This is a genomic window from Humitalea rosea (genome assembly GCF_003253705.1).
In the GTDB taxonomy this organism is placed as follows: domain Bacteria; phylum Pseudomonadota; class Alphaproteobacteria; order Acetobacterales; family Acetobacteraceae; genus Humitalea; species Humitalea rosea.
Genome location: NZ_QKYU01000016.1, coordinates 70,964 through 97,328, shown reverse-complemented (window position 1 = coordinate 97,328; position 26,365 = coordinate 70,964). Strand labels below are relative to the sequence as shown.

Here is a 26,365-nt window from a genome sequence, read left to right as displayed (position 1 = left end):
CGCGCACGGGTCGGCCATGCCGAGCCGTGCGCGTTGTTTTCCGCACCGCTACCCATCTTTCACGGTGCGGGCCTAGGCTTGCGGCCGCGAGCCGCCTATTGCTGCGCCCGCCGATAAGATGACATGCAGGCTCCCGCACAGGGAGCATGGAGACAGACCGATGGCCGGAGTGGACGTCCTCGCAACCGCCATGACCGGGGCGAATGCCGCGTATCTCGCGGATACCTACGCCCGGTGGGTGGAGCGCCCCGATAGCGTCGATCCCTCCATGGCCGAGCTTTTCGCCGCCCTGGATGATGAGGCGCGGCTGGTCCTGGGCGATGCCCAGGGCGCCCCCTGGTCCCCCCGCCCCCGCGGCGGTTTTGGCCCGGAAGCCGATGCGCCCCCCGCCGCCCGCAAGGGCGCCGAATCGGCCGCCGACCCGGCCACCGCCCGCGCCGCGGTGCTGGATTCGATCCGTGCCCTGATGCTGATCCGCGCCTATCGCGTGCGCGGCCATCTGGAGGCGAGCCTCGACCCGCTCGGCCTGACCGAGAAGAAGAAGCACCCCGAGCTCGACCCGGTCTCCTACGGCTTCACCGAGGCCGACCTCGACCGCGTCATCTTCATCGACAAGGTGCTGGGCCGCGAAAGCGCCACCTTGCGTGAGATCGTGGCGATCTGCCGGGCCTCCTACTGCGGCTCGATCGGCGTCGAGTTCATGCATATCCAGGACCCGGGCCAGAAATCCTGGATCCAGATGCGGATCGAGGGCGCGCCCTGGCTGACCGCATTCGACGCGGCCGCCAAGCGCGAGATCCTCTCCCAGATCACCGAGGCCGAGGAATTCGAGGCCTTCTGTGCCCGCAAATACGTCGGCACCAAGCGCTTCGGGCTGGAGGGCGCGGATGTCACCATCCCCGCGATCCAGACCGTCATCGAGGTCGCGGCCAAGGCCGGCGTCAATGAAATCGCGATCGGCATGCCGCATCGCGGCCGGTTGAACACGCTGGTCAATGTGGTGAAGAAGCCCTTCACCCAGGTGTTCAGCGAGTTCAAGGGCAACCCGGCCAACCCGGATGACGTCCAGGGCTCGGGCGATGTGAAGTACCATCTCGGCACCTCGACCGATGTCGAGATCGGCGGGAAGATGGTGCATCTGTCCTTGCAGCCGAACCCGTCGCATCTGGAAGCGGTCGATCCGGTCGTCATCGGCAAGGTCCGCGCCCGCCAGGACATGGCGGGGGACACCAAGACCCGCCGCAGCGTCATGGCCATCCTGCTGCATGGCGATGCCGCCTTCGCCGGCCAGGGCCTGGTCTATGAGACGCTGGCGATGTCCCAGCTCATCGGCTACCGCACCGGCGGCACCGTGCATCTGGTGGTGAACAACCAGATCGGCTTCACCACCGTGCCCGTGCATGCCTATTCCGGCCTGTATTGCACCGATGTCGCCAAGAGCATCCAGGCGCCGATCCTGCATGTGAACGGCGATGACCCGGAGGCCGTGGTGTTCTGCGCCCGCCTCTGCGCCGAATACCGGATGCAATTCGCCGCCGATATCGTGCTCGATATCGTCTGCTACCGCCGTCACGGGCATAATGAGGGCGACGAGCCCGCCTTCACCCAGCCCGCCATGTATGCCCGCATCCGCGAGACCAAGACGATCCGGGTGAAATACGCCGCCGCCCTGGCCGCCAGCGGCGATGTGCCCGCGGCCGAGAGCCAGGCGATCCTGCAGGCCTTCACCGCGACCCTGGAGGATGCCTATCAGGCCTCCACGGGCTTCAAGCCGAACAAGGCCGATTGGTTGGAAGGCCATTGGACCGGGCTGAAGGCCACGGGCGTCGGCGAGGAGGTCGAAACCCTCCACGCGACCGCGGTGAGCCCCGAGGTGCTGCGCGAGGTCGGCCTGGCCCTGGCCCGTGTCCCGGATGATTTCAACGCCAACCCCAAGATCGTGCGTCAGCTCGAGGCGAAGAAGAACGCCATCGAAAGCGGCGAGGGCATCGACTGGTCCACCGCCGAGGCGCTGGCCTTCGGCACGCTGCTGCTCGACGGCCATCGGGTGCGCCTCTCGGGCGAGGATGTGCAGCGTGGCACCTTCAGCCAGCGCCATTGCGTGCTGATCGACCAGACCACCCAGGCCGAATACATGCCGGTCAACAACATCCGCGAAGGTCAGCCGCGGATGGAAGCCTTCAACTCGCTGCTGAGCGAGATGGGCGTGCTCGGCTTCGACTACGGCTATTCGCTGGCCGATCCGCATACGCTGGTGTTGTGGGAAGCGCAGTTCGGCGATTTCGCCAATGGGGCGCAGGTCATCATCGACCAGTTCATCGCCTCGGGCGAGACGAAGTGGCTGCGGATGTCCGGCCTCGTCATGCTGCTGCCGCATGGGCATGAGGGCCAGGGGCCGGAGCATTCCTCCGCCCGGCCGGAACGCTATCTGCAACTCTGCGCCGAGCGGAACATCCGGGTCTGCAACTTCACCACGCCGGCGAACTACTTCCACGCGCTGCGCCGCCAGTTGAAGGCGAATTACCGCAAGCCGCTGATCGTGATGACGCCCAAGAGCCTGCTGCGGCACAAGCTCGCGGTGTCTCCGCTCGCCGATTTCGGCCCAGGCAGCGCCTTCAAATACGTGATCCCCGAGACCGACACGCTGGTCGCCCCGGAGGAGGTGAAGCGCGTCGTGATCTGTTCGGGCAAGGTCTATTACGACCTCATCGCCGAGCGGCGGGAGCAGAACGTGACGGATGTCGCGATCATCCGGCTGGAGCAGATCTACCCCTTCCCCGACCGCAGCCTGGCCGCGGCCCTGGCGCCCTATGCCAATGCCGAGGTGGTCTGGTGCCAGGAGGAGCCGGAGAACAACGGTGCCTGGAGCTTCGTGGACCGCCGGCTGGAGAAGGTGCTGCTGAGCCTGGAGGGCAAGGGCCGGCGCCCGCGCTTCGTCGGGCGCGAGGCCGCGGCCAGCCCGGCCACGGGCCTCGCCAAGGTCCATGCGGCCCAGCAGGAAACCCTCGTCCGCAGCGCCCTTCGTCTCGCCTGAGCCGCGCGCGCCCTTCGCGCCCACGGCGCGCTCCTTACGATCTCAGACTGGAAAATCCATGACCGACATCCTGGTACCCACCCTCGGCGAAAGTGTTTCGACCGCCACCATCGCGCGCTGGCTGAAGAAGGTCGGTGAGGCCGTGGCGGCCGATGAGGCGCTGGTCGAGCTTGAGACCGATAAGGTGACGGTCGAGGTCAATGCCCCCTCCGCCGGCGTGCTGGAAAGCATTTCCGCCGCCGAGGGCGCCGAGGTCGAGCCGGGTGCCATTCTGGGCAGCATCGCCGCCGGTGCCGCCGCCGCCGCCGCCCCGCGGGTCGCCCCGTCCGAGCCCACGCCGGCGACCGGCGCCAAGGCCGAGCCGGCGGTGGAGCCGCCTCGCGCGCCCGCGGGCCCCGTCCCCCGCCCCGGTGTCGAGCCGATGCCGGCCGCGAACAAGCTGATGATCGAGAACCGCCTCTCCGCCGCCCAGCTCGGCGACGGGTCGGGCAAGGATGGCCGGATCACCAAGGGCGATGTGCTGGCGCTGCTCTCGCGCGGCCCGCTGCCCGCCGCCGCCCCGGCCGCCGCCGCCAAGGCGCCGCGCGCGCTGGATGCGGGCGAGGAGCGGGTGAAGATGACCCGCCTGCGCCTGACCATCGCCCGCCGGCTGAAGGAGGCCCAGAACACCGCCGCGATGTTGACCACCTTCAACGAGGTGGACATGTCGGCGGCGATGGCGCTGCGCAGCGAGTACAATGAGGCCTTCGCCAAGAAGTACGGCATCAAGCTCGGCTTCATGTCGATCTTCGCCAAGGCCTGCATCCGGGCGCTGAAGGAATTTCCGGCGGTCAATGCCGAGATCGACGGCGACAGCGTGATCTACAAGAACTTCGTCAACCTCGGCATCGCGGTCGGCGGCCCCAATGGGCTGGTGGTGCCGGTGCTGAAGGGGGCCGATGCGATGTCCTTCGCGGATATCGAGAAGGGCATCGCCAATTTCGGCAAGCGCGCCCGCGACGGCCAGTTGGCGATGGACGACCTGACCGGCGGCAGCTTCACCATCACCAATGGCGGCATCTACGGCAGCCTGATGTCCACGCCGATCCTGAACCCGCCGCAGTCGGGCATCCTCGGCATGCACAACATCGTTGAGCGGCCGATCGCGGTGAAGGGCCAGGTCGTGATCCGGCCGATGATGTATGTGGCGCTGTCCTATGACCACCGGATCGTGGACGGCAAGGAAGCGGTTTCCTTCCTGGTCCGGCTCAAGGAAGGCGTCGAGGACGCGCGCCGCCTGTTGCTCGACGTCTGACGAACTCCCCCCGCGACGAATCCGGTCGCGGGTGCTAGGCTGCGGGTTGAGGCCGCCGGGCAGACCGGCGGCAACCTGTTCAGCAGGAGGCAGCGATGCGTTCCCATGAAAGCCAGTTCTCCGACGCCCGCCCGATCCGGCGGACGCTGGAGGAGAAGAAGCGCCTGGTGTCCGAACTGCGGGAAACCCTGGGGACGATGAAGTCGCATGCCTCGGCCGCGACCAAGGATGCGATCAAGGCGCGGATCAAGGAGCTGGAGGTCGATATCGCCAGCGCCCCGCCGCCGCGTGAGCGCGACGATCGCCGCGCGCTGACCGATCCCGGCGCGAATCCGCGCCGTCGCGGGCCCCGCGTCGCGTTCTGACCGAAGGACGAGGGGCCCTGCCCCTCGCCCCTCGCTTGCGTTATTCGACGACGAAGCGGGTCGTGCCGGCCTGACGGTTCCAGAACAGGGTCACCGTGCTGACGCGGCAGAGGTTCACCTGCATGAACTCCGACGTGTCGCCATCCTCATAGACGACCTTGATATCCCACATGCAGGCCGCCGCGCTCTGCGGGAACCGCACGTCGAAGCGCCGGCCATTGGCCAGGACGTTCTCCCCCAGGATATCGCGGCCCCAGTTCGGGCTGCTGGACGGGCCGACATAAAGCTCGTTGATCTGGTAGCCGGTGCGGTTGACCAGGGAGAAATTCTGCCTGCCCTGCGCCGAGGCATCGGGGACGAGGCCGAGGGCGAGCATGGGTGCGAGGAGGACGGCGAATAGGAGGCGGCGCATGGGGTTTCCTTCTTTGCGCCACAGTATCGCGGAGTGAATCTTTACGAAAGCCGAAGGTCACAGCCTCCGAATGATATCGCGCGCGACCGCCCCGGGCGTTTGTCCCGAGGTATCGATGATGAGGTCGCTGAAGCCGCGCGTCGCGTAGCCCTCGGCATACATCTCCCGCACACGGCCGCGTTCCCACTCCGTCAATCGCCGCGCGCCGCGGTCGGAGAGCGCCACCGCCTCGGGCGGAGCCAGCGTCACCACGCTCAGCGCCAGGCCGGCCGCGGTGCAGGCCCTCCGCAGCCTGTCGTCCCCCGCCTGGTCCAGCGGATAGGCCACCACGAGCGGGCCGCCAGCGGCAATCTCCCGCTCGATCCGCGCCATTGCCGCCGCGATCCGCAAGGCCAGGGGCGCATCCTGCGGAGCATCGTGATCGTCGCCATCGACGAAGCGCGCTCCGGGCAGCAGCGTCGCCAGCATCCGGCCGACCGTGGACTTGCCGCTGTTGATCGGCCCGTTGAGGTGGATGACCCTCAGCCGCCCACTGCCCGGCGCAGGATCGCCTCGGTCAGCACCTGCGGCAGCAACCGCGGCTCGCCTCCCCCCGGCGGATAGAACAGATAGGTCGGCACCCCCGCCCGCTCATGCGCCCGCAGCAGCGCGGTGATGGCCGGGTCGCCCCGGGTCCAGTCGCCCTTCAGATAGGCGACGTCATGCGCGGCGAAGAGCGCGCGGGTCGCCGTGGTTTCCAGCGCCAGCCGGTCATTGACCTTGCAGGTGATGCACCAGGCGGCGGTCAGGTTCACGAAGACCGGCCGCCCCGCCGCCCGCAGCGCCGCGACCTTCTCGGCCGACCAGGGCTCGGCATCGCCGAGCACGGCGGCCGTCGCCGGCGCCGCCCCGCGCAGCGGCAGCAGCAGCCCCGCCGCCCCCACCACCGCCAGCAGCGCCACGACCCGCCCGATCCGCCGCCCGGCGCCGGCCGAGGCCTGCGCCACGCCCAGCGCCCAGGCGCCGAAGGCCAGCAGCAGCCCGCCGACCAGGACCAGCAGCATCCCATCCGGCCCGCTCTGCTGCGCCACGACCCAGACCAGCCAGATCGCCGCGCCATACATCGGGAAGGCCAGTGCCTGTTGCAGCCGCCCCATCCAGGCCCCCGGCCGCGGCAGCGCCCGCGCCAGCCCCGGCGCCACCGCCAGCGCCGCATAGGGCGCCGCCAAGCCCAGCCCGAGGGCCAGGAACACCGCCAGCATGCCCAGCGGCGGCAGCACGAAGGCCGCCCCCAGGGCCGCGGCCATGAAGGGCGCGGTGCAGGGGGTCGCCACCAGCACCGCCAGCACCCCGGTCATGAAGGAGCCGAATTTGTGGCCCCGCGCCGCCAGCCCGGCGCCGACCCCGACCGGCCCGCCGACATGGAACACCCCCGAGAGGTTCAGCCCGATCCCCAGCATCACCCAGGCCATGCCCGCCACGAACAGCGGCGACTGGAACTGGAACCCCCAGCCCGCCACGCCGCCCGCCGCGCGCAGCACCAGCAGCACCCCGGCCAGCACCGAAAAGCTCGCCAGCACGCCGAGGGTGGTGAAGCCCGCCTCGATGCGCACCGCCGCCTGCGCCGCGCCCCCGAGGCGCACCAGCGCCATCGCCTTCATCGCCAGCACGGGGAAGACGCAGGGCATCAGGTTCAGCAGCAGCCCGCCCAGCAGCGCCAGCCCCGCCGCCTGCCACAGGGCCATGCCGGCGGGTGCGGCCTCGATCGCGCCGGGCGGGGCCGCGACCTCATAGGCGCTGCGCACCCCGGCGGCATCGGTGATCACCACGACGCCCGCCAGGGTCGCGGGCAGCGCCGCGCCGCCACGGGCCAGGTCCAGCGTCATGGCGCCATCGGCGAAGCGCCGCGGCTGGGGGGCGACATGGTCCAGCACCGCATTCTCGGCGGCGAAGAAATAGGCGTCGGTGACCGCGGCGGCCGTCAGCGCGGGGTCCACCAGGGTGAGCGTCCCGCGCGTGCCCAAAAATCCGGCGCGGACGGGCCAGGGGCTGGGGCGGGGGGTCGCGGCCTCGGCGGCCAGGAAGGCATCGCCATGCGGCCCGAGGCGGGCGAAGGGCTCGACCGGCAGGCTGAGGGTGAACAGCCCCTCCTCCGGGATGCAGACATCGGCGCAGACCAGCCAGCTTGCCTCGGCGCTGATGGTGAAGGTGTCGCCCGGGCGCAGATCGGCGGGCGGCGTCACCGTGATGGGCAGCAGCACCTCGCCCTCGTAGCCGTAGTTCACCAGCGGCCCGTAGGGGATGCGCTGCGGCGTCGGCCAGGTGATGCCGCCCTCATCCGCGCCGGCGGGCAGGGTCAGGCTGATGTCGGTCGCCTGCCCGGCATCGCCGGGGTTGCGCCAATAGGTGTGCCAGCCCGGCGCCAGCCGCTGCCGCAGCCCGATGCGGAAGGGCTGCCCCGGCGCGATCGCGGCGGGTTCGGCCAGAAGGGTGACCTCGGCGCGGGGCGAAATGACGGCCGCCGATTCCCCCGCCGTCGCCGGGCGTGACTGCTGCCCCAGAGCCGGAGTGGCCACGAGGGCGGCGAGGAGCAGAAGTATGGCGCGCATGTCGCATAGAGAGGGCGCCGCGCCGCCGGGATCAAGGCCTGGCTTGCAGCCGCCGGGCCCGAAGCGGCACCATGGCGCCATGAATGCCCCGAAGCAGCCCCTCCCCGCACCCGCCACGACCGATGCGGCCGCCGTTGCCGCATGGCTGGCGGCGCATCCGCGCTTCCTGGCCGAACACCCCGCTCTCTATGCCGTGCTGGAACCGCCGGTCCGCCTGCATGGCGAGGTCTTCGCCGACCACATGGCCGCGATGCTGGCCGCCGCCCGCACCGGTGGCCGCGTCGCGGCGGCCCGGCGGGAGGCCGCGCAATCCCTGGCCGCCTGCGTCCAGGCCGCCGTGCTGGCGCTGGTCGAACAACCCGATCCCCGCGCGACGGTGGCCGAGGACTGGCCTCGGCTGCTGAACCTGGCCGTCTGCAAGGTGGTGCCGCTGGCGGCCGGGCTGATGCCGCAAAGCCGCACCGTGCTGCTCCGCGACGGCCCCGCCACCACCGCCGCCTTGCATGGCGAGGCCGCGCCTCTCGTGGTGCGCGATGCGCTGCTGCGGCTGGAGCTGCCCGAGCCGATGCTGCTGGTGCTGGGCGCGCGGGAAGCCCAGGCGCTGCCGATGCGCGGCGGCCTCGGCGCGCTGGAATTTTTGGCCCGCGCGCTGGCCGCCGTCCTGCGACGATGACCGGCCTGGCGCTGCTGCGGGAGTGGCTGGATGTCCTGGCCCGCGAACGCCGCGCCAGCCCGCATACGGTCGAGGCCTATGGCCGCGACCTCTCCGACCTGCTGGGCTTCCTGACGGGCCACCTGGGCGGCGAGCCCGATCTGGCGAGCTTCGCGGCCCTGCGCCCCGCCGATCTGCGCGCCTTCCTGGCCGCGCGCGCGGGGGCCGGGGCCGGGCGCGCGACCAGGGCGCGGCAATTGGCGGCGGTGCGCAGTTTTCTCCGCTGGCTCGCCCGCGCCCATGGGGTGGAGCCGCTGGCCATCGCCGGCATCACCGGCCCCCGCCCGAAGCAGCCGATCCCGCGCGCCCTCTCGCCCAAGGATGCGATGGCGCTGCCGGAGGGCACCGATCTGGTCCAGGACGATCCCCGGCTGGCGCTGCGCGACCGGGCGCTGTTCACCCTGCTCTATGGCTGCGGGCTGCGGATTGCCGAGGCGCTGGCGCTCAACCGGCGCGACGCACCCACGCTCGGCGGCGATGCCGCGCTGCGGGTGATGGGCAAGGGGGCCAAGGAGCGGCTGGTGCCGGTGCTGCCGGCGGTGCGGGCGGTGCTGGACGCGTGGCTGCGCGTGCATGGCGGCGGGGCCGAGGCGCCCTTGTTCCTCGGCGCGCGTGGCGGGCGGCTGGACCCGGCGGTGGCGCAGAAGGCGATGCGGGATGGCAGGCGCGCGCTTGGCATCCCCGAGCACGCGACGCCGCATGCGCTGCGGCATTCCTTCGCGACGCATCTGCTGGCGGGGGGGGCGGATCTGCGCTCGATCCAGGAGTTGCTGGGGCATGCCAGCCTCTCCACGACGCAGCGGTATACGTCGGTGGATGAGGCGCAGCTGCTCAAGGCGTGGGAGGGCGCGCATCCCCGATCGTGACGCGGGCGGCTCAGCCCCCCACTGCCGCCAGGGATACAGAACGCCATTCCCCACGGCGGCAGGGCTTGATCTGCCGCAAGGCGCGCCCCCCTGCCCAATGCTCATGCTGGCGCCGCCAAACGTGGCCGAAGGGGCATCCGATGCCGGAGCATAGCGCCACTGCCACCATGGCAGCACCAAACCGGGCGAGGGTCCGTCATCATGCTGACGGCGCGCCGAGGATCGGCCTGCCGGCGCCTGCCGGGAACGATCTGGCCGCAACGCCGGATTGCGAAACCCTGGCGGAGCAGCTTTGCGCCAGCGACACCCTGCTGCGGGAATTGCAGCACCGCGTGAAAAACAGCCTGCAGATGATCACCAGCCTGATCAGGCTCGAATCCCACTGCCTGCCGGAGGGCGTGGTCAGCGACCGGTTCGACCGGCTCGCGGGGCGGGTCGAATCCGTGGCGCTGCTCTACCGTTCGCTCGACGATGCGGCCGCGGGCGACAGCATCGATATGGGCGCGTATCTGCGCCGCGTCGCATCGGCCGTCATGCAGGCGCATGAGGACCAGGGCATCCGCCTGGACCTGCACCTCGACACCTTTCCCGTATCGGCCGAGGTTGCCATGGCGACCGGGCTCATGGTCAACGAACTGCTGACCAACGCGCTGAAATACGCCTTCGCCGGCCGTGACGGCGGCACGATCACCCTGCGCAGCCTGGTCGATGCGACAGGATGCCAGGTCATCGTCGCCGATGACGGCGTCGGATTGGCTGAGGGCGCTGCATGGCCGACCCTCGGCAAGATGAGCGCGCTGATCGTTCAATCGCTCCAGCAGCAGGGCGGTGCGCGGGTCGCGGTCGCATCCGCGCCGAACCAGGGCACATGCGTCACGATTTCCTACCCGCGCGACGGCGCAGAAGCGCCCTGAGACGCCTCGGCGCCGAGGCGCCCTGACGAGCGTCCCTCGCCGCCCGCCTCAGATATGCAGCGCGCGCCCCTCGACCGCCAAGGCCGCTTCCTTCACCGATTCATTCAGGCTCGGATGCGCATGGCAGGTGCGGGCGATATCCTCGCTGCTCGCGCCGAATTCCATGGCGATGGCGATCTCGGCGATCAGCGTACCGGCATCCGGGCCGATGATATGCGCGCCCAGCACGCGGTCGGTGGTGGCATCCGCCAGGATCTTCACGAAGCCATCGGTGTCGCCCATGGCCCGCGCCCGCGCATTGGCGGTGAAGGGGAATTTGCCGACCTTGTAGGCGACGCCGCGGGCCTTGAGCTGCTCCTCGGTCTCGCCGATCGAGGCGACTTCCGGCCATGTGTAAACCACGCCGGGGATGACCCCGTAGTTCACATGCCCCGCCTGCCCGGCCAGCAGCTCGGCGAGCGCCACGCCCTCTTCCTCGGCCTTATGGGCCAGCATCGGGCCGGTGATGACGTCGCCGATCGCCCAGATGCCGTCGATGTTGGTGGCGAAATGGTCGGTAATGACGCGGCCGCGCTCATCCAGCGCGACGCCCACCTCGGCCAAGCCAAGGCCCTCGGTGTTGGCGCGGCGGCCGATCGCGACCAGCACGACATCGGCCTTCAACGTCTCCGCCTCGCCGCCGGCGGCGGGCTCCAGGGTCAGGGTCACGCCGGTCTCGTCGGCCTTGGCGCCGGTCACCTTGGTCTTGAGCTTGGACTTGATGCCCTGCTTGGACATCACGCGCTCGAACATCTTGCCGGTCTCGCCATCCATGGTCGGCACCAGCCGGTCCAGGAATTCGACGACGGTGACCTCGGCGCCCAGGCGGCGCCAGACGCTGCCCAGCTCCAGCCCGATATAGCCGCCGCCGATCACCACCAGATGGCCGGGCACCTTGTCCAGTTCCAGCGCGCCGGTGGAGGTGACGATCTGCTTCTCATCCACCGTCACGCCCGGCAGGTCGATGCTGCTGCTGCCGGTGGCGATGACGATCTGCTTGGCCGCGTAGCTCTTGCCCGCGACCTCGACGGCGCCGGGGGCGGTGATGCGGGCTTCGCCCTTGATCCAGGTGATCTTGTTCTTCTTGAACAGGAATTCGACGCCCTTGACGTTGGCCGAGACGACCTCGTCCTTGCGCGCCTGCATGCGGGCCAGGTCCAGGCTGACCGATCCGACGTTCACGCCATGGTCGGCGAGCTTGTGCAGCGCTTCCTCGAAATGCTCGGAGGAATGCAGCAGCGCCTTGGAGGGGATGCAGCCGACATTGAGGCAGGTGCCGCCGAGAGTCGCCCGCTTCTCCACGCAGGCGACCTTCAGCCCAAGCTGCGCGGCGCGGATCGCGAAGACATAGCCGCCGGGGCCAGCGCCGATGACGATCACGTCGAAAGAGGTGGCATCGCTCATGTGGGGTGCGGTCCTGAACGGGGTTGCGGGCGGCTTGTCGGCGGCTTGTCGGCGAGCTTGTTGGTAGGCTTTCTGGCCCGTCATGGCGGCAGGGGCAAGGCGCTGGCCGCCCCGGAGCACGGATGCTAAGCCGCAAACAAGCTCAATATGGGTCTCCGGCCAAGGTCACGCGGGGGGCACGGAGGAGGAAACACGCATGACACGCATTCCCCCCACGCTGGGGCGCCGCAGCTTTGCGGCCCTGGCCGGCACGACTCTGACGGGGACCCTGGCCATGCCGGGCCTGGCCCGCGCGCAGGCCGCCTGGCCTGACCGGCCGGTGCGCGTGATCGTCCCCTTCCCCGGCGGCTCCACACCCGATATCGCCGCCCGCGCGGTCGCGGCGCATTTCACCACCGCCTTCGGCCAGCCCTTCGTGGTGGACAACCGCTCCGGCGCCGGCGGCAACATCGGCACCGATGCCATCGCCAAGGCGACGGACGGGCATGTGATCGGGGTGTCCATCAACTCCCCGCTCGCGGTCGCGCCCGCGCTCTACCCCAACCTGCCCTATGATCCGCGCCGCGATCTGGTGCCGATCTCGCTGCTGGTGCGCTCGCCGCAGTTGCTGGTGGTGCATCCCTCGGTGCCGGCGACCGACCTCGCGGGCTTCATCGCCTATGCCAAGGCGAACCCGGGCAAGATGACCTATGCCTCGGTCGGCGCGGGCTCGGGCAGCCATCTGGCCATGGAGGATTTCATGGCGCGCACCGGCACCACGATGGAGCACGCGCCCTATCGCGGCTTCCCGCCGGCGGTGCTGGATCTGGTCGCGGGGCGCATCGAGACGATGTTCGTCTCGGCCGGCGCCGTGCTGGCGCAGGTGAACGAGGGCCGGGTGCGGGCGCTCGCCGTCACCGCCGATGCCCGCATCCCGACCGCGCCGAACGTGCCGACCCTGGCCGAGGCCGGGCTGCCGGATGCGACCTCCTATGGCTGGGTCGCGCTGGTCGCGCCCTCGGCGACGCCCGCCGCCCGCGTCGCGCGGCTGGCCACGGAGGCGCAGGCGGCGCTGGCCGATGCGCGGACCAGGACGACGCTGGAAGCGGCGGGATTCGAGATCGTGGCGAGCAGCCCGGAACAGGCCGCCGCCTATATCGCGACCGAGGCCGAGCGTTGGGGTGGGCTGGTGCGGCGCCTGGGGATCAGGATCGACTCCTGAACCTGGCCGTCAGGCCTTCGGCACCGCGGGCGGGGTGCGGGGGACGATGCTGAGGATCGGCGTGATGGCGGCCCCGTCGGAGGAATAGGCGGGAAGCTTGATCAGGGTCTCGGCGGCGGAGGCGGGGGTCGTGCTGGTCATCATCGCCACTCCAGAATTGGTGCGCCGCAACATATGGTCCCTGGCGCGAGAGGCACCAGGGACAGTTTGAAGCGATGAATACTTTGTAAAGAACGGCCTGGGGCCGCCGCGATCAGCCCTCGCGGAAGTCCGAATCGCGCCAGGCGCGGTCCTTGCGGCCCTCGGACGCCTCACGCGGCGCGGAGGGCGAGGCATGACGCCCGCCACCACCCGGCGCCCCACGCGGGGTGCCGGCGCGGGCCGCATCGGGGCGGCGCACGGCGGCACCGCCACCCGGCGCCCCGGCCCGGCGCGGGTCGCGCCCCTGGCCATTGCCACCGCCGGCAGGGCGAGGCGCACCGCGCCCCTGCCCGCCACGGTTCTGCTGCTGGCTGCGGCCCGGGGGCTTGGCCGGGTAGCTGCCGGGGGCCGGCACCTCGCCTTCGGAGGGCACCTGCTGGCGTGTCAGCTTCTCGATCGCGCGCAGCAGGGACATGTCGTCCGGGCTGACCAGCGCCACCGCCTCACCCGAGGCGCCGGCACGGGCGGTGCGCCCGATGCGGTGCACATAGGTCTCGGGCACTTCCGGCAGGTCGTACTGGATGACATGCGTGACACCCGGCACGTCGATGCCGCGGGCGGCGATGTCGGTCGCCACCAGCACCGGGGCCACGCCGGTCTTGAAGGCCGCGAGGGCCTTCTCGCGCTGGCTCTGGCTGCGGTTGCCGTGGATGGCATTGGCCGAAATGCCGTCCTGCTCAAGCTGCTTCACGATGCGGTCCGCACCATGCTTGGTGCGGCTGAACACCAGCGCGCGGCCCACGCCCTCGCCGGTCAGCACCTTGGTCAGCGCCAGGCGCTTGCCGTCGCGGCCGACATGCAGAACCTTCTGGTTCACCCGCTCGGCCGTGGTGGCGACCGGGGCGACGGAGACGCGCACGGGATCGCGCAGCATCTCCGACGCCAGGCGGTCGATTTCCGTCGGCATGGTGGCGCTGAAGAACAGCGTCTGCCGGGCGGCCGGAACGCGGGCGATGATCTTGCGGACGGAGGGCAGGAAGCCGCGGTCCAGCATCTGGTCGGCCTCGTCCAGCACCAGCGCCGAGACGTGGTCCAGACGCACCGAGCCCTGGGCCATGTGGTCCATCAGGCGGCCCGGGGTGGCGACGAGCACATCGACGCCGGCCATCAGGGCGCGCTTCTGCGGGCCTTCCGGCACGCCGCCGAACACGACCGCATGGGTCATGCCGGTGTGGCGGCCGTAGGAGCGCAAGCCCTCGGCGATCTGGGCCGCGAGTTCGCGGGTGGGGGAGAGGATCAGCACGCGGCAACCGCCGCGCGGCGGCCGGCCGCCCTGGTTCAGCAGGCGGTGCAGCAGCGGCAGCCCGAAGGCGGCCGTCTTGCCGGTGCCGGTCTGGGCGATGCCCAGGACGTCACGGCCCTCCATCGCGGCGGGGATCGCCTGCGCCTGGATCGGGGTGGGGGTGGTGAAGCCCGCGTCGGCAATGGCGCGCATCAAGGGTTCGGCGAGGCCGAGGGAGGCGAAATCAACAGTGGAGGTCAAGGGAAATCCTGCTCGCCGAACCTTGAAGGCTCGGCGCGGGCCGCGGCCCCGGCGTGGTGCTGGGCGACGGCGGGGTAATGGGCCGGTAGGCCACCCAGGCGTCCCCCGGCTTGGTGCGGGGTGTCGCCGATCACGCGGTGGGCGCGGCATGGGCGGGAAGAACCCCGCCAACCCGCGCTAGATGGCAGAAGTGCCGCGTCTTCGCAACTGCGAAATAGGTTACAGGCTCGGCAGGCGGCGAAAGCCGTCGCCCGTCGGCATCTCGGCCGGGGCCTCCGCCAGCGCCGCGACATCGGCGCCCGGCGGCCCGCCCCGGCAGCGCGCGACCAGCCGGGCGACGGCGGTGGGATCGCCCGCCAGCACAGCCTCGACCTCGCCGCCCGCACGGTTCCGCACCCAACCGGACACGCCGGCCTCGCGCGCCGCGCGTTCCAGCCAATGGCGGAAGCCGACCCCCTGCACCCGGCCGGAGATCAGCAGATGCCGCGCGATCACCCCGCGCGGGCCAGGGCGATGAGGCTGGTGGCCAGCGCCGCATCGGCGGCCAGGCCCTCGGCGCGCGCCTCCGCCTCGGCGTCCAGGCCCCAGAATTCCTGCTGGAAGCTCTCATCCACCAAGGCGCAGGCGATCGCCTCGGCCGCGCCGATCCGGCCGCGCAGCACCGCCAGCCCCAGCACCAGGCTGCCGAGGGCGGGCACCAGCACGCCGAGGGCCGCCAACCCCCAGGGGTCCTCCGCCCCCACCGCCGCCCGCAGCGCGCGCAGCGAGGCGCTCGGCTGCGGCACCGGCATCACGCCCTGGGTGACGGCGAGCGGCGCTTGCAGCGTATCCCGCGCCCAATCCAGCAGCGGGTCCCAGGCGGCCTCCTGCCGGGTACGCAGCTTGGGCTCCTCGGCGCGGTAGCAGAGCAGGTCGGTCTCGCCATAGACCGCGATGGCCGCGATGGTCGGCTCCGGATCGGGGGCGATGCGGTCCTGCACGGTGCCGACCAGCCGGGTCAGCGGCAGCGAATCCCAGGTGAATTCGGTCTGTTTGGTGGCGCCGACGGAGTGCCATTCCAGCGCCAGCGCCTCGGCCAGCCGCAGCCCCGGCACGGTCAGCGGCGCGCCGCCCGGCAGGCGCAGCGGCCGCGCGTCCAGGTTGATGCCGAAGCCAGTGGCGGCGGGCACCGCCCGCGCCGTGTCCCAGAAGCGTTTCATCCCCGCCGCATAGCCCTGCCTTACCGGCCGAACAACCCGCGCAGCAGGTCTTGCGGCGAGGCGGGCAGCGGGTCCGCGGGGGTGCCCGCCGCCGGGGCGGCGGATGGCCGGGCCGGGCGCGGGCCGGGGGCCGGCCCCTCACGCCCGCCACGGGCCGCCATCAGCGCGGGCGCGCATTCGGGCAGCGCCGGCCCGCCGCCGGAAAGCCCTTGCGCGAGTTCGGTCAGGCGACGATCGGGCGTGCGTTGCAGCGACAGCAGCGCCCCCAGCGCCCCGCCCGCGGCCCCGGCCGAATCGACCTGCCCGAGCCGTGGCACCGAGAGCGTGCCGACGATGGTGAAGGGTGCGCGCAGATTGACCTGGCCGATATGGACATCCGGCAGCAGCCGCAGGTTCAGGCTCTCATCCGCCAGCCCGATACCCCCGCCGCCGCCAAGCTGGCCGAGGTCGCCATCGATCAGCAGCGTCTCGATCCGCGCCGCCCCCTCGCCCACCCGCAGCCGCAGCGCGGTGCAGCGCAGCGCCACCCCCTCCGCCGGCATGCCGCCGGGCAGCAACAGGCTGACCAGCTCCGGCGGCAGGCCCGCGAGCGCCGACCGCTCCAGCCGCCCGCCCACCATCGCCAGCCCGACATGGCCGGAGCCACCGGCGAGGAACCGGCGCAAATCCTCGCCCGGCCCTGCAAGGTCCAGATCGACCTCCAAGGGCCCGGCGAGGCGCCGCGCCATGCCCAGCGCATCCGCCAGCGCCGCGCTGTCCAACCGGTCGGACCGCAGCCGGACCCCGAGGCGCGGCGGGGTCGCGGTCGCATCCGCCTCCACCCGCAGCGCGGCGCGGCCGGCGGGCAGGGTCAGGTCGAAGGGCTCCAGCAGCAGCTTGCCGCCGCCCAGCACCAGGTGCAGGTCGATGTCGCGATAGGTCTCGCCCTGGGACAGCACCTCACCGGCCTTCCAGGTGACGTCGGCGGCGAGCAGCAGGTCCTTCAACCGCCCGACCGGCAGCGGCAGGTCGGGGATCACCCGGTTGGAGCGGGCCGGGAGCGGCGGCGGCACCGGCGGGCTGGCGGGGCCGGGCGCGGGGGCGGGGGCGGGGGCGCGCGCGACCGCCAGGGTCATCGCCGCCACATCCAGCCGCCGGCTGGTCAGTTGCGCCGCCACGCGCGGCACCACGCCCAGGGTCAACACGCCATCGCCGGCCACATCGCCCTCGGTGCTGGCGAGGGCGAACTGGCTCAGTTGCAGCCGGCCATCGGGCAGCGGGGTCGAGATGCCATGCAAGGTCATCGCATGCAGCGCCGGCAGCGGCAGGCCGAAGCGCTGCCCGGCGGCGCCGAGATCGGCGGCGCGCAGGGCGACCTCGACCGCCGGCAGCCCGCCGGATTTCGGCAAGGCGCCGCTGGCGGCGAGGGTAAGCCCCTCGCCCTCGGCCTCCAGCCGCATCGGCCAGGTGTCGGGCGCGGCCCCGGGCAGGAAGCGCGCCAGCGGCCCGCCGGTGAAGCGGGCCTGGAGCACCCCCGCCCCCATCCGCAATTGGCCCGTCCCGCCAAGCGGCGCCGCCAGCCCATCGGCGGCCAGCACCAGCTGTTCCGCCCGGGCCGGGCCGATCGGCAGGCCAGCGACGGACAGGCGCAGCGCGCCGGGGGCGGAGCCGGCAAGGCGCAGCTCAGCCTCGACGCCCTCGGCTTCCGGCAGGCCGGGGCGCAGGGGGGCGAGGCGGGACAGCCGGTCCAGCCGCAGCCGCGCCACGCCGGTCAGCCCCTTGGACAGGCTGCCCTCGAAGCCGGCGGCAAGGCCGGGGCCGGTGACCTCGGCCTTGAGCGGCCAGGGCTCCGGCAGGCCGGCCAGCAGCGGGGCGAGCCGCCCGCCCTGGGCATTGGCCTCCAGCGCCAGCCCATGGGTCTCGATCTGGCCGGCCAGGGTCACGCCCCCGGCCGCGTCACGCAGCACCAGGCGCGGGATGGTGGCGGTCTGGCCGTCCATGGCGATGCGCGCATCCTCCAGCACCACCTCGCCCACGGCGAAGCTGCCCGAGCGGGCGGCGGCGGGGCTCGGCGCGGTGTCACGCCCCGGCGGGCGAGCGGCGGGGGAGAAAACCCAGTTCTGGTTTTCCAGCAGCAGATCGGCGCCCACCAGCCGCAGCCGGGCCAGTTCGACCTTGCCGCGCAGCAGCGGCCAGAGCGCGACCTCGGCCTCGGCGCGGCGGATCGTCAGCATTTCGGGGCGCGAGCCGCCTGGCAGGTTGGCCAGCGCCAGCCCCTCGGCGCTAACCGAGGGGCGCGGCCACAGCACGATCCGCAGCGGCCCCGCGATGGTCAGGGCGCGGCCGGTGGCGCGTTCGGCCTCGGCCGCGACGCGGGGTCGCAGCGCATCGGCATCGAAGAAGACCGCGGCCCAGACGACCAGCGCGAGGAGCAGGACGGCGGGGAGGCCGAGGAGGAGGAGGGCGATGCGTTTCAGCGTCATGCCGCGGTCCTTTAGCACATGCGGCGGCCCATCAGGGCGCCAGGGTATCCCGCAGCCACTCCAGCCGGGGTTCGACGGCGGCGGCGGCTTCCGCCTCGATGGCGCGGAAGGTGTCGAGCACGGCCTCCCCGGCCGGGCTCAGCCGGGCGCCGCCGCCACGGGCGCCGCCCGTGGAGGTCTCGATCAAAGGCTCGCGGAAATCGGCGTTCAGCGCCGCCACCAGGTCATGCGCACGCTGGTAGGACATGCGCAGGCGGCGGCCGGCGGCGGCGATCGAGCCCTCGGCGCGGATCGCCTCCAGCAGATCGGCCTTGCCCGGGCCGATGGCCACCTTCTCGCTCAGCACCACACGCAGGCGCAGCGCCGGCTTCACGCGCGAAGGGGGAACGGCTGGCATGGCCGCAGCGAACCACGCGGCGGCCGGGGCGCCAAGCTCAGCTCGGCGGCCCCACGGTCTTCGCGGGATCGACCTTCTTGTTCTGCAGCCCGGACTGCACCTCGAATTCGGAGTTCAGTTCGGCGCCCAGCAGGATGACGAAGACGGTCACATACAGCCACATCATCAGGCCGATGGCGCCGCCGAGCGGGCCATAGGTCGCGTCATAGCTCGCGTAATTGGTGACGTAGAAGGAGAACAGCGCCGAGCCGATGGCCCAGAGCAGCGCGGCGGCGACGGCCCCCGGCACCACCTTGCGCCATTTCGCGTGCTGCAGGGACGGGCCGAAGCGATAGAGCGCGGCCAGCCCCGCCGTCACCAGCACCAGCAGCAACAGCATCGAGCCGCCGCGAATGAGGAAGGCTTGGCGCGTGGGCAGCCCGAACAGCGTGACCAGGGTCGGCAGGAACACCAGCAGCGCGATGCCGATCGCCACCGCCAGGGTGCCGGCCAGGGTCATCAGCAGCGCCATGCCGTGGAAGGCGAAGAAGCCGCGCCGCTCCTCCTCCTCATAGGCGAGGTTCAGGGCGCCGATCATCCCGCGGGTGCCGGCCGAGGCGCTCCAGAGCGCGATGGCGCCGCTGATCGCGGCACCTATGCCGAGGCGTGGCCGCTCGACGGTGACCAGATCATGGACACGCGCGGTGATGAGTTGCTGCGCCATCTCGGGCAGGAAGCGGTTCAGCACGGCAAGCTGCGGCTCGACCGTGGTGGGGTCGAACACCAGCCCATAGACGGAAATCAGCAGCGAAAGGGCGGGAAACAGCGCCAGCATGGCGTAGAAGGCGCAGCCCGCGGCCACCAGGGAAATCCGGTCGGACGCTCCCTCACGCCAGATGCGCCGCGCCACCGCGAGCCAGCCCAACCGCGTCAGGCGATAAAACCGCGGTCGTCGAACCCGTATGGGTGGGCTGCTGCTGCTCATCAGGCGCCTTTCCTGTCCTGACCCTGCGAACGCCGCAAGGGCGCCCGCGTTGCCTGCCGGAAGGGATTACATCAACCCGGCCGCGCGCAGCGCCTTGTTGATGGTGGCGGTGATGCCGCTCTCGGTCGGGCGCGGATCATTGGCCGGCGCCGGGGAAGCCTGGGGCGCCGGGGGCGGGGCGCCAGGCGCGCGTGCGGCGGGCGCGCGTGCGGCGGTCTGCGCGAATTCCACCCCGGTCAGGCCCCAGCGATCGGCGATGTGCCAGGTCGAGTTGATGCCGGCGTCCAGGATGAAGGGCGCGGGGGTGCCGCCCGGATGCTCCTCCGCATGCGGGGCGATCGGGGTGCCATGCGCCATGCCGGGGATCTCGAACATCTCGACCCGCAGCACCCCATCGGGGCCGTGCCAGGCGGTATGGGCGGCGCCGGCGATGGTCCGCACACGCCCCGCCGCATCGCCGAGGCCGTGCACATCGAGCCATTGCCGCGCCAGCGCCTCGGCATTGGCCGGCGCCACCGTGCGGTCGGCCCCGCCATGCCAGATCGAGACCACCGGCCAGGGGCCGCTATGGTTGGAGGCGCCGCGCACCAGATCGCCCCATTGCTGATCCGTCCGGTCGCGAACGCCGGACATGGCGGCGAAGGCCTCCTGCACCGAGGTCGCGGCGCCATGCGGCAGGCCGGCGATCACAGCCCCGCCGGCGAAGACCTCGGGGTAGGTGGCCAGCAGGCTGGCCGCCATGGCGCCACCGGCCGAAAGCCCGGTGACGAAGACGCGATCGGGATCGACGCCCTCGGCCGCCACCAGATGCGCGATCATCTGGCGGATCGAGGCGACCTCACCCTGGTCGCGGCTGGCGTGATTGGGGTCGAACCAGCTGAAGCAGGTGTTGGGATTGTTGCTGCGTTGCTGTTCGGGCAGCAGCACCACGAACCCGTGGCGGTCGGCCATCTGGGTCCAGCCGGTGCCGGCGTCATAGCCCTGGGCGGTCTGGCCGCAACCATGCAGCACCACCACCAGGGGCGCCTTGGCCTGGCGCTTGGCCGGCACATGCGTGAGCGCCCGGAGCTGGCCTGGGTTGTCGCCGAAGTCCTGCAATGCCGGCACCAGGCTGGCCTCGGCCTCGGCCGCGAGGCGGCGGGCGCCACGGCGGCTGGCGGCGATCAGTTCGGACAGCTTGAGCGGGAGTTTCGAGCGGGCATTTGGCGAATACGGCATGGAAACCCTTTCAGGCCGGTGCGCCGGATGGGGCGACGGCTACTATGCTGCAATGCAACATTTCAGGTGGGTGCGAAGTTTCCTCGCGACCAGGGGCGGCCGCCTTTTCGGAGAAAACAAATCCGTCACCTGACGAAGACGCTACAGTTCGGCACCATCGCAGCAGGGGAGGCGGCGTTGATCGCCCCATACCTCCCCCCAAATAGACACTTACCTGGCCGCATGTTGCGTTTTGGCCATGCGGCGCGTTGGGACGATTGATGTTCGATAGCAAGGTTACCGCCGAAGACGCCCAGCGCGCTTCAACCCCCGCGCCGGTCGGCACCCGGCAGCGGTGGTGGCTCGCGGGCCTGGCAGTGGTCGCGGCCGCGGCGGTGGGGGTGGTGCTGTACCAGCGCGCCCATGCCCCCCCGCCCCCCGCCCCGGCCGCGGCGGCCCCCACCCCGGCCCTGACCGTCTCCATCGCCGTGGCCCGGACCGCACCGGTCCGCACCATGGTCATGGGCGATGGCTCCGTCGTCGCGTGGCAGGAGCTGATCATCGGGGCCGAGGCCGGCGGGCTGCGGCTGGTCGAGGCGCCGGTCGAGGAAGGCCAGAGCGTGAAGGCCGGCCAGTTGCTGGCGCGGATGGAGGACAGCGTCCTCACCGCCCAGCTCGACCAGGCCCGCGCCGCGATCAGCGAGGCGGAAGCGGCACTGCAGGCGGCGCGCGCCGACCTCGCCCGGTCCGAGCAGCTGGTGCAGAGCCAAAGCGCCTCCCGCCAGACGCTCGACCAGCGCCGGTCGGCGGCGCAGCAGGCCGAGGCCCGCCTCGCCTCCGCCCGCGCCGCGGCCGAGGCGGCGCAGGCACGGCTGGACCAGGCGCGCATCCTCGCCCCCACCGATGGCATCGTCTCCAAGGTCTCGGCCCGCATAGGCTCGGTGACGGCGGTGGGGCAGGAGCTGTTCCGCATCCTGCGCGACGGGCGGCTGGAGCTGGACGCCCGGGTGCCGGAGCTGGATCTGGCCCAGGTCCATCCCGGCCAGCCGGTGACGGTGCGCCATGGCGATCGCATGATCCCCGCCGAGGTGCGCGAGATCGCCCCGGTGGTCGCGGCCGACACGAGGCTCGGCATCGTGCACATCGCCCTGCCGCCCAGTTCCGGCCTGCGCCCAGGCATGTTCGCCAGCGCCGAGATCCAGGGGCCGGAGCGGCAAATGGTGCTGGTGCCCGAGGCCGCCGTGATCTTCCGCGACGGCGCGCCGGCGAGCTTCGTGCTGGCCGAGGGCACCGGCCGGGTGCAGCTGCGCCGCCTGAACGCCGGCGCCCGGCGCGATGGCATGGTCGAGATCACCGAAGGGCTGCGCGCGGGTGAGGCGGTGGTGGTCGCCGGCGCCGGCTTCCTGTCGGACGGCGACCTGGTGCAGGCCGCGCGATGAGCGCGCCCATCGAGGACCGCCACCGCAACATCTCCGGCTGGGCGATCCGCAACCCCGTCGCGACCGCGGTGATCTTCCTGCTGCTGACGGTGGCGGGGCTGTTCTCCTATCCAATGCTGCGGATCAACAACAGCCCGGACATCGACCTGCCGGCTGTCGTGGTCACCATCTCCCAGGCCGGCGCCGCCCCCTCCGAGCTTGAAAGCCAAGTGACGCGGCGGGTCGAGGATGCGGTCGCGGGCCTGGGCGATGTGAAGCACATCACCTCCACCATCGTGGATGGCACCTCCACCACCGCCATCGAATTCGCGCTCGGCAAGGATGTGGACCGCGCGACCAATGACGTGCGCGACAAGATCGCGCAGATCCGCAGCGACCTGCCGGCCGCGATCCGCGACCCCATCATCACCCGCGTCGAGACCACGGGGGGCGCCATCGTCACCTTCACCGTCGCCTCCCCCCGCATGACCACGGCGGAGCTGAGCTGGTTCGTCGATGACACCATCGCGAAGGGCATGCTCTCCGTCTCCGGCGTCGCGCAGGTCAATCGCGTCGGCGGGGTGGAGCGGGAGATCCGCGTGGCGCTGCGGCCGGACCGGCTGCTGGCGCTCGGCATCACCGCCAACCAGGTGAACACGCAGCTTCGCGACCTGAACATCAATCTGCCCGGCGGGCGCGGCACGATCGGGACCGGGGAGCAGGCGATCCGCACCCTCGGCTCCGCCACCACGGTCGCGGCGCTGCGGGAGCGCAGCATCATCCTCACCAACGGCCGCACCGCGCGGCTCGGCGATCTCGCCGATGTCGAGGACGGCACCGCCGAGGTCCGCACCGCGGCACGGCTGGACGGGCGGCCTGTCGTCGCCTTCGAGATCCTGCGCACCCGCGGCTCCTCCGAGGTGCGGGTCGCGGAGGGGGTGGAGGCGCGGGCGCGCGACCTCATGGCCGAATACCCGGAGGTGCAGATCCATCAGGTCACCTCCACCGTCACCTTCGTGAAGGCGGGGTATCTGGCGGCGGTCGAGGCGCTGGCGATCGGCGCCGTGCTGGCGATGATCGTCGTGTACCTGTTCCTGCGGGACTGGCGGGCGACGGTCATGGCTTCGGTCGCCATGCCGCTGTCGCTGATCCCGACCTTCTTCGTGATGCAGGTGCTCGGCTTCTCGCTGAACAACGTGACCTTGCTCGGGCTCACCCTCGTCGTCGGCGTGCTGGTCGATGATGCGATCGTGGAGATCGAGAACATCGTGCGCCACATCCGGCAGAACCCGGGGATGGGCGCCTATCGCGCGGCGCTGGATGCGTCCTCGGAGATCGGGCTGGCGGTGGTCGCGACCACGGGGGCGATCCTCGCGGTCTTCGTGCCGGTCGCCTTCATGCCGGGCATCCCGGGGCAGTTCTTCCGCCAGTTCGGGCTGACGGTGGCGGCGGCGGTCACCTTCTCGCTGATCGTCGCGCGGCTGCTGACGCCGCTGCTGGGGGCCTATTTCCTGAAGGCGCATCCGGAACCGGAGCGGCGCGAGGGCGTGGTGGCGCGGGGGTATTACGGCATGCTCGGCTGGTGCCTGCGGCATCGGCTGGTGACGCTGGCCGGGGGCGTCGGCTTCTTCGCGCTCTCCATCGCGCTGGTGCCCTATATCCCGCAGGATTTCGTGCCCGGCGCGGATCGCGCGCGCTCCTCCATCGCCATCGAACTGCCCCCGGGCGCCACGCTGGCGGAGACGGAGGGCGTGGTGCAGCGGGCGACGCGCATCCTGCGGGCGCGGCCGGAGGTGATCTCGGTCTTTGCGAGCCTCGGCACCTCCAGCACCGGCGGCGCGATGGGGCCGGGCATGGGCAGCACCACCAAGGCGGGCGATCCGCGCACCGCCAATCTGATCGTCACCCTGCTGCCGCGCGGCGACCGCCGGCTGACCCAAGGCCAGTTCGAGGCCGCGGTGCGCCCGGCGCTGAACGAGATCCCCGGCGCGCGGGTGCGCTTCGGCGCGGATGGGCAGAGCGGATCGCGGTTGCAGGTGACGCTGGTGGGCTCGGACACCGAGGCGCTGGCCGCGGCCTCACGCGCGTTGGAGCAGCAGATGCGCGGGCTGCCGCAACTGGCGGGGGCGCGGTCCACGGCCTCGCTCGCGCGGCCGGAATTGCAGATCGTGCCGATGGAGGCACGGGCGGCGGAGCTGGGCATTTCGGTCGTCACCATCGCCGCCACGGCGCGGCTGGCGACGGTGGGCGACGTGGACCAGAACCTGGCGCGCTTCACCTTGCCCGACCGGCAGATCCCGATCCGGGTGATGCTGGACCAGCGGGCGCGGGGGGATATCGACCGGCTGCGGTCGCTGCGGATCGAGGGGCGGGGCAATATCTCGGTGCCGCTGGAGGCGGTGGCGGAGATCCATCGCGGCTCGGGGCCGGCGCAGATCGACCGGCTGGACCGGCAGCGCAAGGCGACGGTGGAGGCGGAGCTGAACGGGCTGCCGCTGGGCGAGGCGACCAAGCTGGTGGCGGGGCTGCCGGTGATGCAGGCGCTGCCGGCGGGGGTGCGGGAGCGCTCGACCGGGGACAAGGAGGTGATGGCGGAGCTGTTCGGCGGCTTCGCCATGGCGCTCGGCTCCGGCGTTTTGCTCGTCTATCTGGTGCTGGTGCTGCTGTTCGGCGGGTTTTTGCAGCCGCTGACGATCATGAGCGCGCTGCCGCTGTCCCTCGGCGGGGCCTTGATGGCGCTGCTGCTGGCCCAGAAGGCGCTGGGGGTTTCGGCGGTGATCGGGGTGCTGATGCTGATGGGGATCGTCGCCAAGAACTCCATCCTGCTGGTGGAATACGCGATCATGATGCGGCGGGATGAGGGGCTGTCCCGCGAGGAGGCGATCATGGAGGCGGCGCGGAAACGGGCAAGGCCGATCGTGATGACGACGATCGCGATGGTGGCGGGCATGGCGCATATCGCGGCGGGAATCGGGGCGGATAGCGAGTTCCGGGCGCCGATGGCGCTGGTGGTGATCGGGGGGTTGGTGACCTCGACGCTGCTGAGCCTGATTTTTGTGCCGGTGGCGTATCTGTATGTGGATCGGGCGGAGACGTGGATTGCAAGGAGGTTTCGGCCGAAGGGGGCGCGGGGGGGGGTGGCGGCGGAGTGAGAGGGGCTGTTCAGTTTTTCCGGAGTGTGTAGGTCGTTTACGTAATGAAAGGTTCGCCGTAGGCTTGGCTCGGAACGAGGCAATCGAAAAGGTGTCGCCATGCGCCTCCTTCTGCTTTGCGACACCGCTCTGATACGCGCGGGCCCGCCCCCGGCCAAAACCTTCGGCTTCCGGACGAAGATAGTGGCTGGGTCCGACAGACAATAGTGGCGTGGCCGCTGCGTCAGGGGCTGGAGGGGCGGGTAGAGGAAGCAGCGGGTGCGCAGGTCTATTTAATGCGGAGCTTTCGTTTTGACAAAAATAATCCCACCACCTACGCCACCAGACAGCATGCATGATTTAATAGTAGACGTCACTTCTCTGAAAGAAGTTATGGAATTATCCATCAAAAGCGACGCCATTGATGTTGGTAAATGGGTATCGTGGAAGAGGCATCTATTAAAATATAATGAATTGGCTAGAATTTATCGCGACCACAGTGGTGAGCGCATTCCTGTTTTTGGGGGAGAAGAAAAAGAAATACCGCCAAATTGGATCGGGCAGAAGGAGATATTTGAGAAAACCTACGCGAGCACCGTCGAATTGTACGGAAAATTGACTCGCCGCAAGCCAACGCCTGCAATAGCGGGCCTCGAAAATTTACTCCATCCTGTTATTCAACAAGTATCCATGAAGCATTACAACAATGGCGATTTTAGAAATTCCGTTGTCGATGCAATCACTTCATTGTTCGATAAAATCCGAGAGAGGACCGACCTTAAGACGGACGGGCCAATTTTATGTGACAGCGTGTTTCCTATAGATAAAGCATTATTGATATTTAGCGAAATCGACAGTGAATCAGGAAGAAACGATCAGATTGGACACATGGAAATTTTGAAAGGATTCTATCGAGGGGGACGAAACGCTCATTCCCACAGCTTAATTCATAATCTAGACGCGATTAAAGCAGCACAATACCTCGTCCTTGCAAGCCTGCTGATGCGCCGCTTGATAGATGCCGTCCCTCGTCCACCAAAGTAAAATTTTAGCAGAGCATAGCGTTCCCGGTTTAACGGAACTC

The 26,365-nt window shown here is 70.6% G+C and carries 22 protein-coding genes; 10 read left to right on the top strand and 12 right to left on the bottom strand.

Annotated features, from left to right (window positions below; translation table 11 throughout):
- The first annotated feature begins 160 nt into the window (after positions 1 to 160).
- The 3 genes from C8P66_RS14720 (at position 161) to C8P66_RS14710 (ending at position 4,693) form a co-directional block, all read left to right on the top strand.
- The gene (locus tag C8P66_RS14720; RefSeq protein WP_111399036.1) at positions 161 to 3,034 is read left to right on the top strand and encodes a 2-oxoglutarate dehydrogenase E1 component; all 2,874 of its coding nucleotides are present in this window, start codon (positions 161 to 163) and stop codon (positions 3,032 to 3,034) included.
- A gap of 58 nt (positions 3,035 to 3,092) precedes the next feature.
- Complete coding sequence (gene odhB, locus C8P66_RS14715) at positions 3,093 to 4,328, top strand: 2-oxoglutarate dehydrogenase complex dihydrolipoyllysine-residue succinyltransferase (protein ID WP_111399035.1); 1,236 nt, start codon at positions 3,093 to 3,095, stop codon at positions 4,326 to 4,328.
- Positions 4,329 to 4,423: 95 nt separating this feature from the next.
- Positions 4,424 to 4,693 (top strand): hypothetical protein, encoded by a 270-nt coding sequence (locus C8P66_RS14710; RefSeq protein ID WP_111399034.1) that lies wholly within the window; start codon positions 4,424 to 4,426, stop codon positions 4,691 to 4,693.
- Between the two features lie 40 nt (positions 4,694 to 4,733).
- Here C8P66_RS14710 and C8P66_RS14705 read toward each other — a convergent pair whose 3' ends face one another.
- From C8P66_RS14705 to C8P66_RS14695, 3 genes are read right to left on the bottom strand one after another with little or no spacing between them, the layout of a single operon-like run.
- Positions 4,734 to 5,105: a hypothetical protein gene (locus tag C8P66_RS14705; RefSeq protein ID WP_111399033.1), complete on the bottom strand. Its 372-nt coding sequence runs from the start codon at positions 5,103 to 5,105 to the stop codon at positions 4,734 to 4,736.
- Between the two features lie 57 nt (positions 5,106 to 5,162).
- Entirely contained in the window at positions 5,163 to 5,573 is a 411-nt protein-coding gene (locus tag C8P66_RS14700; protein WP_211314157.1) for a hypothetical protein, read from the bottom strand.
- 53 nt (positions 5,574 to 5,626) lie between these two features.
- Positions 5,627 to 7,693 (bottom strand): protein-disulfide reductase DsbD family protein, encoded by a 2,067-nt coding sequence (locus tag C8P66_RS14695; RefSeq protein WP_111399031.1) that lies wholly within the window; start codon positions 7,691 to 7,693, stop codon positions 5,627 to 5,629.
- A gap of 79 nt (positions 7,694 to 7,772) precedes the next feature.
- On the opposite strand from C8P66_RS14695, the gene C8P66_RS14690 reads away from it, so the two are divergent.
- The 3 genes from C8P66_RS14690 to C8P66_RS14680 all read left to right on the top strand — a co-directional run bounded on the left by C8P66_RS14690 (position 7,773) and on the right by C8P66_RS14680 (position 10,185).
- Positions 7,773 to 8,366, top strand: coding sequence for a hypothetical protein (locus C8P66_RS14690; RefSeq protein WP_111399030.1), 594 nt, complete (start codon positions 7,773 to 7,775; stop codon positions 8,364 to 8,366).
- Complete coding sequence (locus C8P66_RS14685; RefSeq protein WP_111399029.1) at positions 8,363 to 9,271, top strand: tyrosine recombinase XerC; 909 nt, start codon at positions 8,363 to 8,365, stop codon at positions 9,269 to 9,271. The genes C8P66_RS14690 and C8P66_RS14685 overlap by 4 nt, the downstream gene beginning before the upstream one ends.
- Before the next feature lie 140 nt (positions 9,272 to 9,411).
- On the top strand, positions 9,412 to 10,185 hold the full coding sequence (locus tag C8P66_RS14680) for a sensor histidine kinase (RefSeq protein WP_111399028.1): 774 nt from the start codon (positions 9,412 to 9,414) through the stop codon (positions 10,183 to 10,185).
- Positions 10,186 to 10,233: 48 nt separating this feature from the next.
- On the opposite strand, the gene lpdA is transcribed toward C8P66_RS14680, so the two are convergent.
- The gene (lpdA, locus tag C8P66_RS14675) at positions 10,234 to 11,628 is read right to left on the bottom strand and encodes a dihydrolipoyl dehydrogenase (protein WP_111399027.1); all 1,395 of its coding nucleotides are present in this window, start codon (positions 11,626 to 11,628) and stop codon (positions 10,234 to 10,236) included.
- 196 nt (positions 11,629 to 11,824) lie between these two features.
- Between lpdA and C8P66_RS14670 the strand changes: the two genes are divergently transcribed.
- On the top strand, positions 11,825 to 12,829 hold the full coding sequence (locus C8P66_RS14670; RefSeq protein ID WP_170141578.1) for a Bug family tripartite tricarboxylate transporter substrate binding protein: 1,005 nt from the start codon (positions 11,825 to 11,827) through the stop codon (positions 12,827 to 12,829).
- Between the two features lie 9 nt (positions 12,830 to 12,838).
- Here the strand turns inward: C8P66_RS14670 and C8P66_RS24720 are convergent, their stop codons facing one another.
- From C8P66_RS24720 to C8P66_RS14635, 8 genes are all read right to left on the bottom strand, one after another.
- Entirely contained in the window at positions 12,839 to 12,970 is a 132-nt protein-coding gene (locus C8P66_RS24720; protein ID WP_281271351.1) for a hypothetical protein, read from the bottom strand.
- A 112-nt stretch (positions 12,971 to 13,082) separates the two neighbouring features.
- On the bottom strand, positions 13,083 to 14,465 hold the full coding sequence (locus tag C8P66_RS14665) for a DEAD/DEAH box helicase (protein ID WP_146422881.1): 1,383 nt from the start codon (positions 14,463 to 14,465) through the stop codon (positions 13,083 to 13,085).
- 267 nt (positions 14,466 to 14,732) lie between these two features.
- On the bottom strand, positions 14,733 to 15,008 hold the full coding sequence (locus C8P66_RS14660; RefSeq protein ID WP_111399025.1) for an acylphosphatase: 276 nt from the start codon (positions 15,006 to 15,008) through the stop codon (positions 14,733 to 14,735).
- On the bottom strand, positions 15,005 to 15,712 hold the full coding sequence (locus C8P66_RS14655; RefSeq protein WP_111399024.1) for an ATP12 family chaperone protein: 708 nt from the start codon (positions 15,710 to 15,712) through the stop codon (positions 15,005 to 15,007). The genes C8P66_RS14660 and C8P66_RS14655 overlap by 4 nt, the downstream gene beginning before the upstream one ends.
- Before the next feature lie 20 nt (positions 15,713 to 15,732).
- Positions 15,733 to 18,174, bottom strand: coding sequence for an AsmA family protein (locus tag C8P66_RS14650; protein ID WP_111399023.1), 2,442 nt, complete (start codon positions 18,172 to 18,174; stop codon positions 15,733 to 15,735).
- 31 nt (positions 18,175 to 18,205) lie between these two features.
- Positions 18,206 to 18,571, bottom strand: a complete 366-nt coding sequence (locus C8P66_RS14645; RefSeq protein WP_111399022.1) for a winged helix-turn-helix domain-containing protein — start codon at positions 18,569 to 18,571, stop codon at positions 18,206 to 18,208.
- Positions 18,572 to 18,608: 37 nt separating this feature from the next.
- Complete coding sequence (locus C8P66_RS14640; RefSeq protein WP_111399021.1) at positions 18,609 to 19,535, bottom strand: YihY/virulence factor BrkB family protein; 927 nt, start codon at positions 19,533 to 19,535, stop codon at positions 18,609 to 18,611.
- 66 nt (positions 19,536 to 19,601) lie between these two features.
- Positions 19,602 to 20,753: an extracellular catalytic domain type 1 short-chain-length polyhydroxyalkanoate depolymerase gene (locus tag C8P66_RS14635; protein ID WP_111399020.1), complete on the bottom strand. Its 1,152-nt coding sequence runs from the start codon at positions 20,751 to 20,753 to the stop codon at positions 19,602 to 19,604.
- A 260-nt stretch (positions 20,754 to 21,013) separates the two neighbouring features.
- Here C8P66_RS14635 and C8P66_RS14630 point away from each other — a divergent pair, with 260 nt between their 5' ends.
- The 3 genes from C8P66_RS14630 (at position 21,014) to C8P66_RS14620 (ending at position 26,325) form a co-directional block, all read left to right on the top strand.
- Positions 21,014 to 22,171 (top strand): efflux RND transporter periplasmic adaptor subunit, encoded by a 1,158-nt coding sequence (locus C8P66_RS14630; protein ID WP_111399019.1) that lies wholly within the window; start codon positions 21,014 to 21,016, stop codon positions 22,169 to 22,171.
- A complete protein-coding gene (locus C8P66_RS14625; protein ID WP_170141577.1) occupies positions 22,168 to 25,302 on the top strand; it encodes an efflux RND transporter permease subunit in 3,135 nt (1,044 codons plus the stop codon). The genes C8P66_RS14630 and C8P66_RS14625 overlap by 4 nt, the downstream gene beginning before the upstream one ends.
- A gap of 372 nt (positions 25,303 to 25,674) precedes the next feature.
- On the top strand, positions 25,675 to 26,325 hold the full coding sequence (locus C8P66_RS14620) for a TIGR02391 family protein (RefSeq protein WP_158537257.1): 651 nt from the start codon (positions 25,675 to 25,677) through the stop codon (positions 26,323 to 26,325).
- Positions 26,326 to 26,365: the final 40 nt, after the last annotated feature.

What these genes read in the sequence shown, in the direction of transcription:
- C8P66_RS14690 (WP_111399030.1), top strand. Translation starts at nt 7,773, where the DNA reads ATGAATGCCCCGAAGCAGCCCCTCCCCGCACCCGCCACGACCGATGCG.
- C8P66_RS14695 (WP_111399031.1), bottom strand. Translation starts at nt 7,693, where the DNA reads ATGCGCGCCATACTTCTGCTCCTCGCCGCCCTCGTGGCCACTCCGGCT.
- lpdA (WP_111399027.1), bottom strand. Translation starts at nt 11,628, where the DNA reads ATGAGCGATGCCACCTCTTTCGACGTGATCGTCATCGGCGCTGGCCCC.
- C8P66_RS14685 (WP_111399029.1), top strand. Translation starts at nt 8,363, where the DNA reads ATGACCGGCCTGGCGCTGCTGCGGGAGTGGCTGGATGTCCTGGCCCGC.
- C8P66_RS14655 (WP_111399024.1), bottom strand. Translation starts at nt 15,712, where the DNA reads ATGAAACGCTTCTGGGACACGGCGCGGGCGGTGCCCGCCGCCACTGGC.
- C8P66_RS14700 (WP_211314157.1), bottom strand. Translation starts at nt 5,573, where the DNA reads ATGCTGGCGACGCTGCTGCCCGGAGCGCGCTTCGTCGATGGCGACGAT.
- C8P66_RS14620 (WP_158537257.1), top strand. Translation starts at nt 25,675, where the DNA reads ATGGAATTATCCATCAAAAGCGACGCCATTGATGTTGGTAAATGGGTA.
- C8P66_RS14640 (WP_111399021.1), bottom strand. Translation starts at nt 19,535, where the DNA reads ATGAGCAGCAGCAGCCCACCCATACGGGTTCGACGACCGCGGTTTTAT.
- C8P66_RS14705 (WP_111399033.1), bottom strand. Translation starts at nt 5,105, where the DNA reads ATGCGCCGCCTCCTATTCGCCGTCCTCCTCGCACCCATGCTCGCCCTC.
- C8P66_RS14665 (WP_146422881.1), bottom strand. Translation starts at nt 14,465, where the DNA reads ATGCGCGCCATTGCCGACGCGGGCTTCACCACCCCCACCCCGATCCAG.
- C8P66_RS14720 (WP_111399036.1), top strand. Translation starts at nt 161, where the DNA reads ATGGCCGGAGTGGACGTCCTCGCAACCGCCATGACCGGGGCGAATGCC.
- C8P66_RS14635 (WP_111399020.1), bottom strand. Translation starts at nt 20,753, where the DNA reads ATGCCGTATTCGCCAAATGCCCGCTCGAAACTCCCGCTCAAGCTGTCC.
- C8P66_RS14645 (WP_111399022.1), bottom strand. Translation starts at nt 18,571, where the DNA reads ATGCCAGCCGTTCCCCCTTCGCGCGTGAAGCCGGCGCTGCGCCTGCGT.
- C8P66_RS14650 (WP_111399023.1), bottom strand. Translation starts at nt 18,174, where the DNA reads ATGACGCTGAAACGCATCGCCCTCCTCCTCCTCGGCCTCCCCGCCGTC.
- C8P66_RS14710 (WP_111399034.1), top strand. Translation starts at nt 4,424, where the DNA reads ATGCGTTCCCATGAAAGCCAGTTCTCCGACGCCCGCCCGATCCGGCGG.
- odhB (WP_111399035.1), top strand. Translation starts at nt 3,093, where the DNA reads ATGACCGACATCCTGGTACCCACCCTCGGCGAAAGTGTTTCGACCGCC.
- C8P66_RS24720 (WP_281271351.1), bottom strand. Translation starts at nt 12,970, where the DNA reads ATGACCAGCACGACCCCCGCCTCCGCCGCCGAGACCCTGATCAAGCTT.
- C8P66_RS14625 (WP_170141577.1), top strand. Translation starts at nt 22,168, where the DNA reads ATGAGCGCGCCCATCGAGGACCGCCACCGCAACATCTCCGGCTGGGCG.
- C8P66_RS14680 (WP_111399028.1), top strand. Translation starts at nt 9,412, where the DNA reads ATGCCGGAGCATAGCGCCACTGCCACCATGGCAGCACCAAACCGGGCG.
- C8P66_RS14670 (WP_170141578.1), top strand. Translation starts at nt 11,825, where the DNA reads ATGACACGCATTCCCCCCACGCTGGGGCGCCGCAGCTTTGCGGCCCTG.
- C8P66_RS14630 (WP_111399019.1), top strand. Translation starts at nt 21,014, where the DNA reads ATGTTCGATAGCAAGGTTACCGCCGAAGACGCCCAGCGCGCTTCAACC.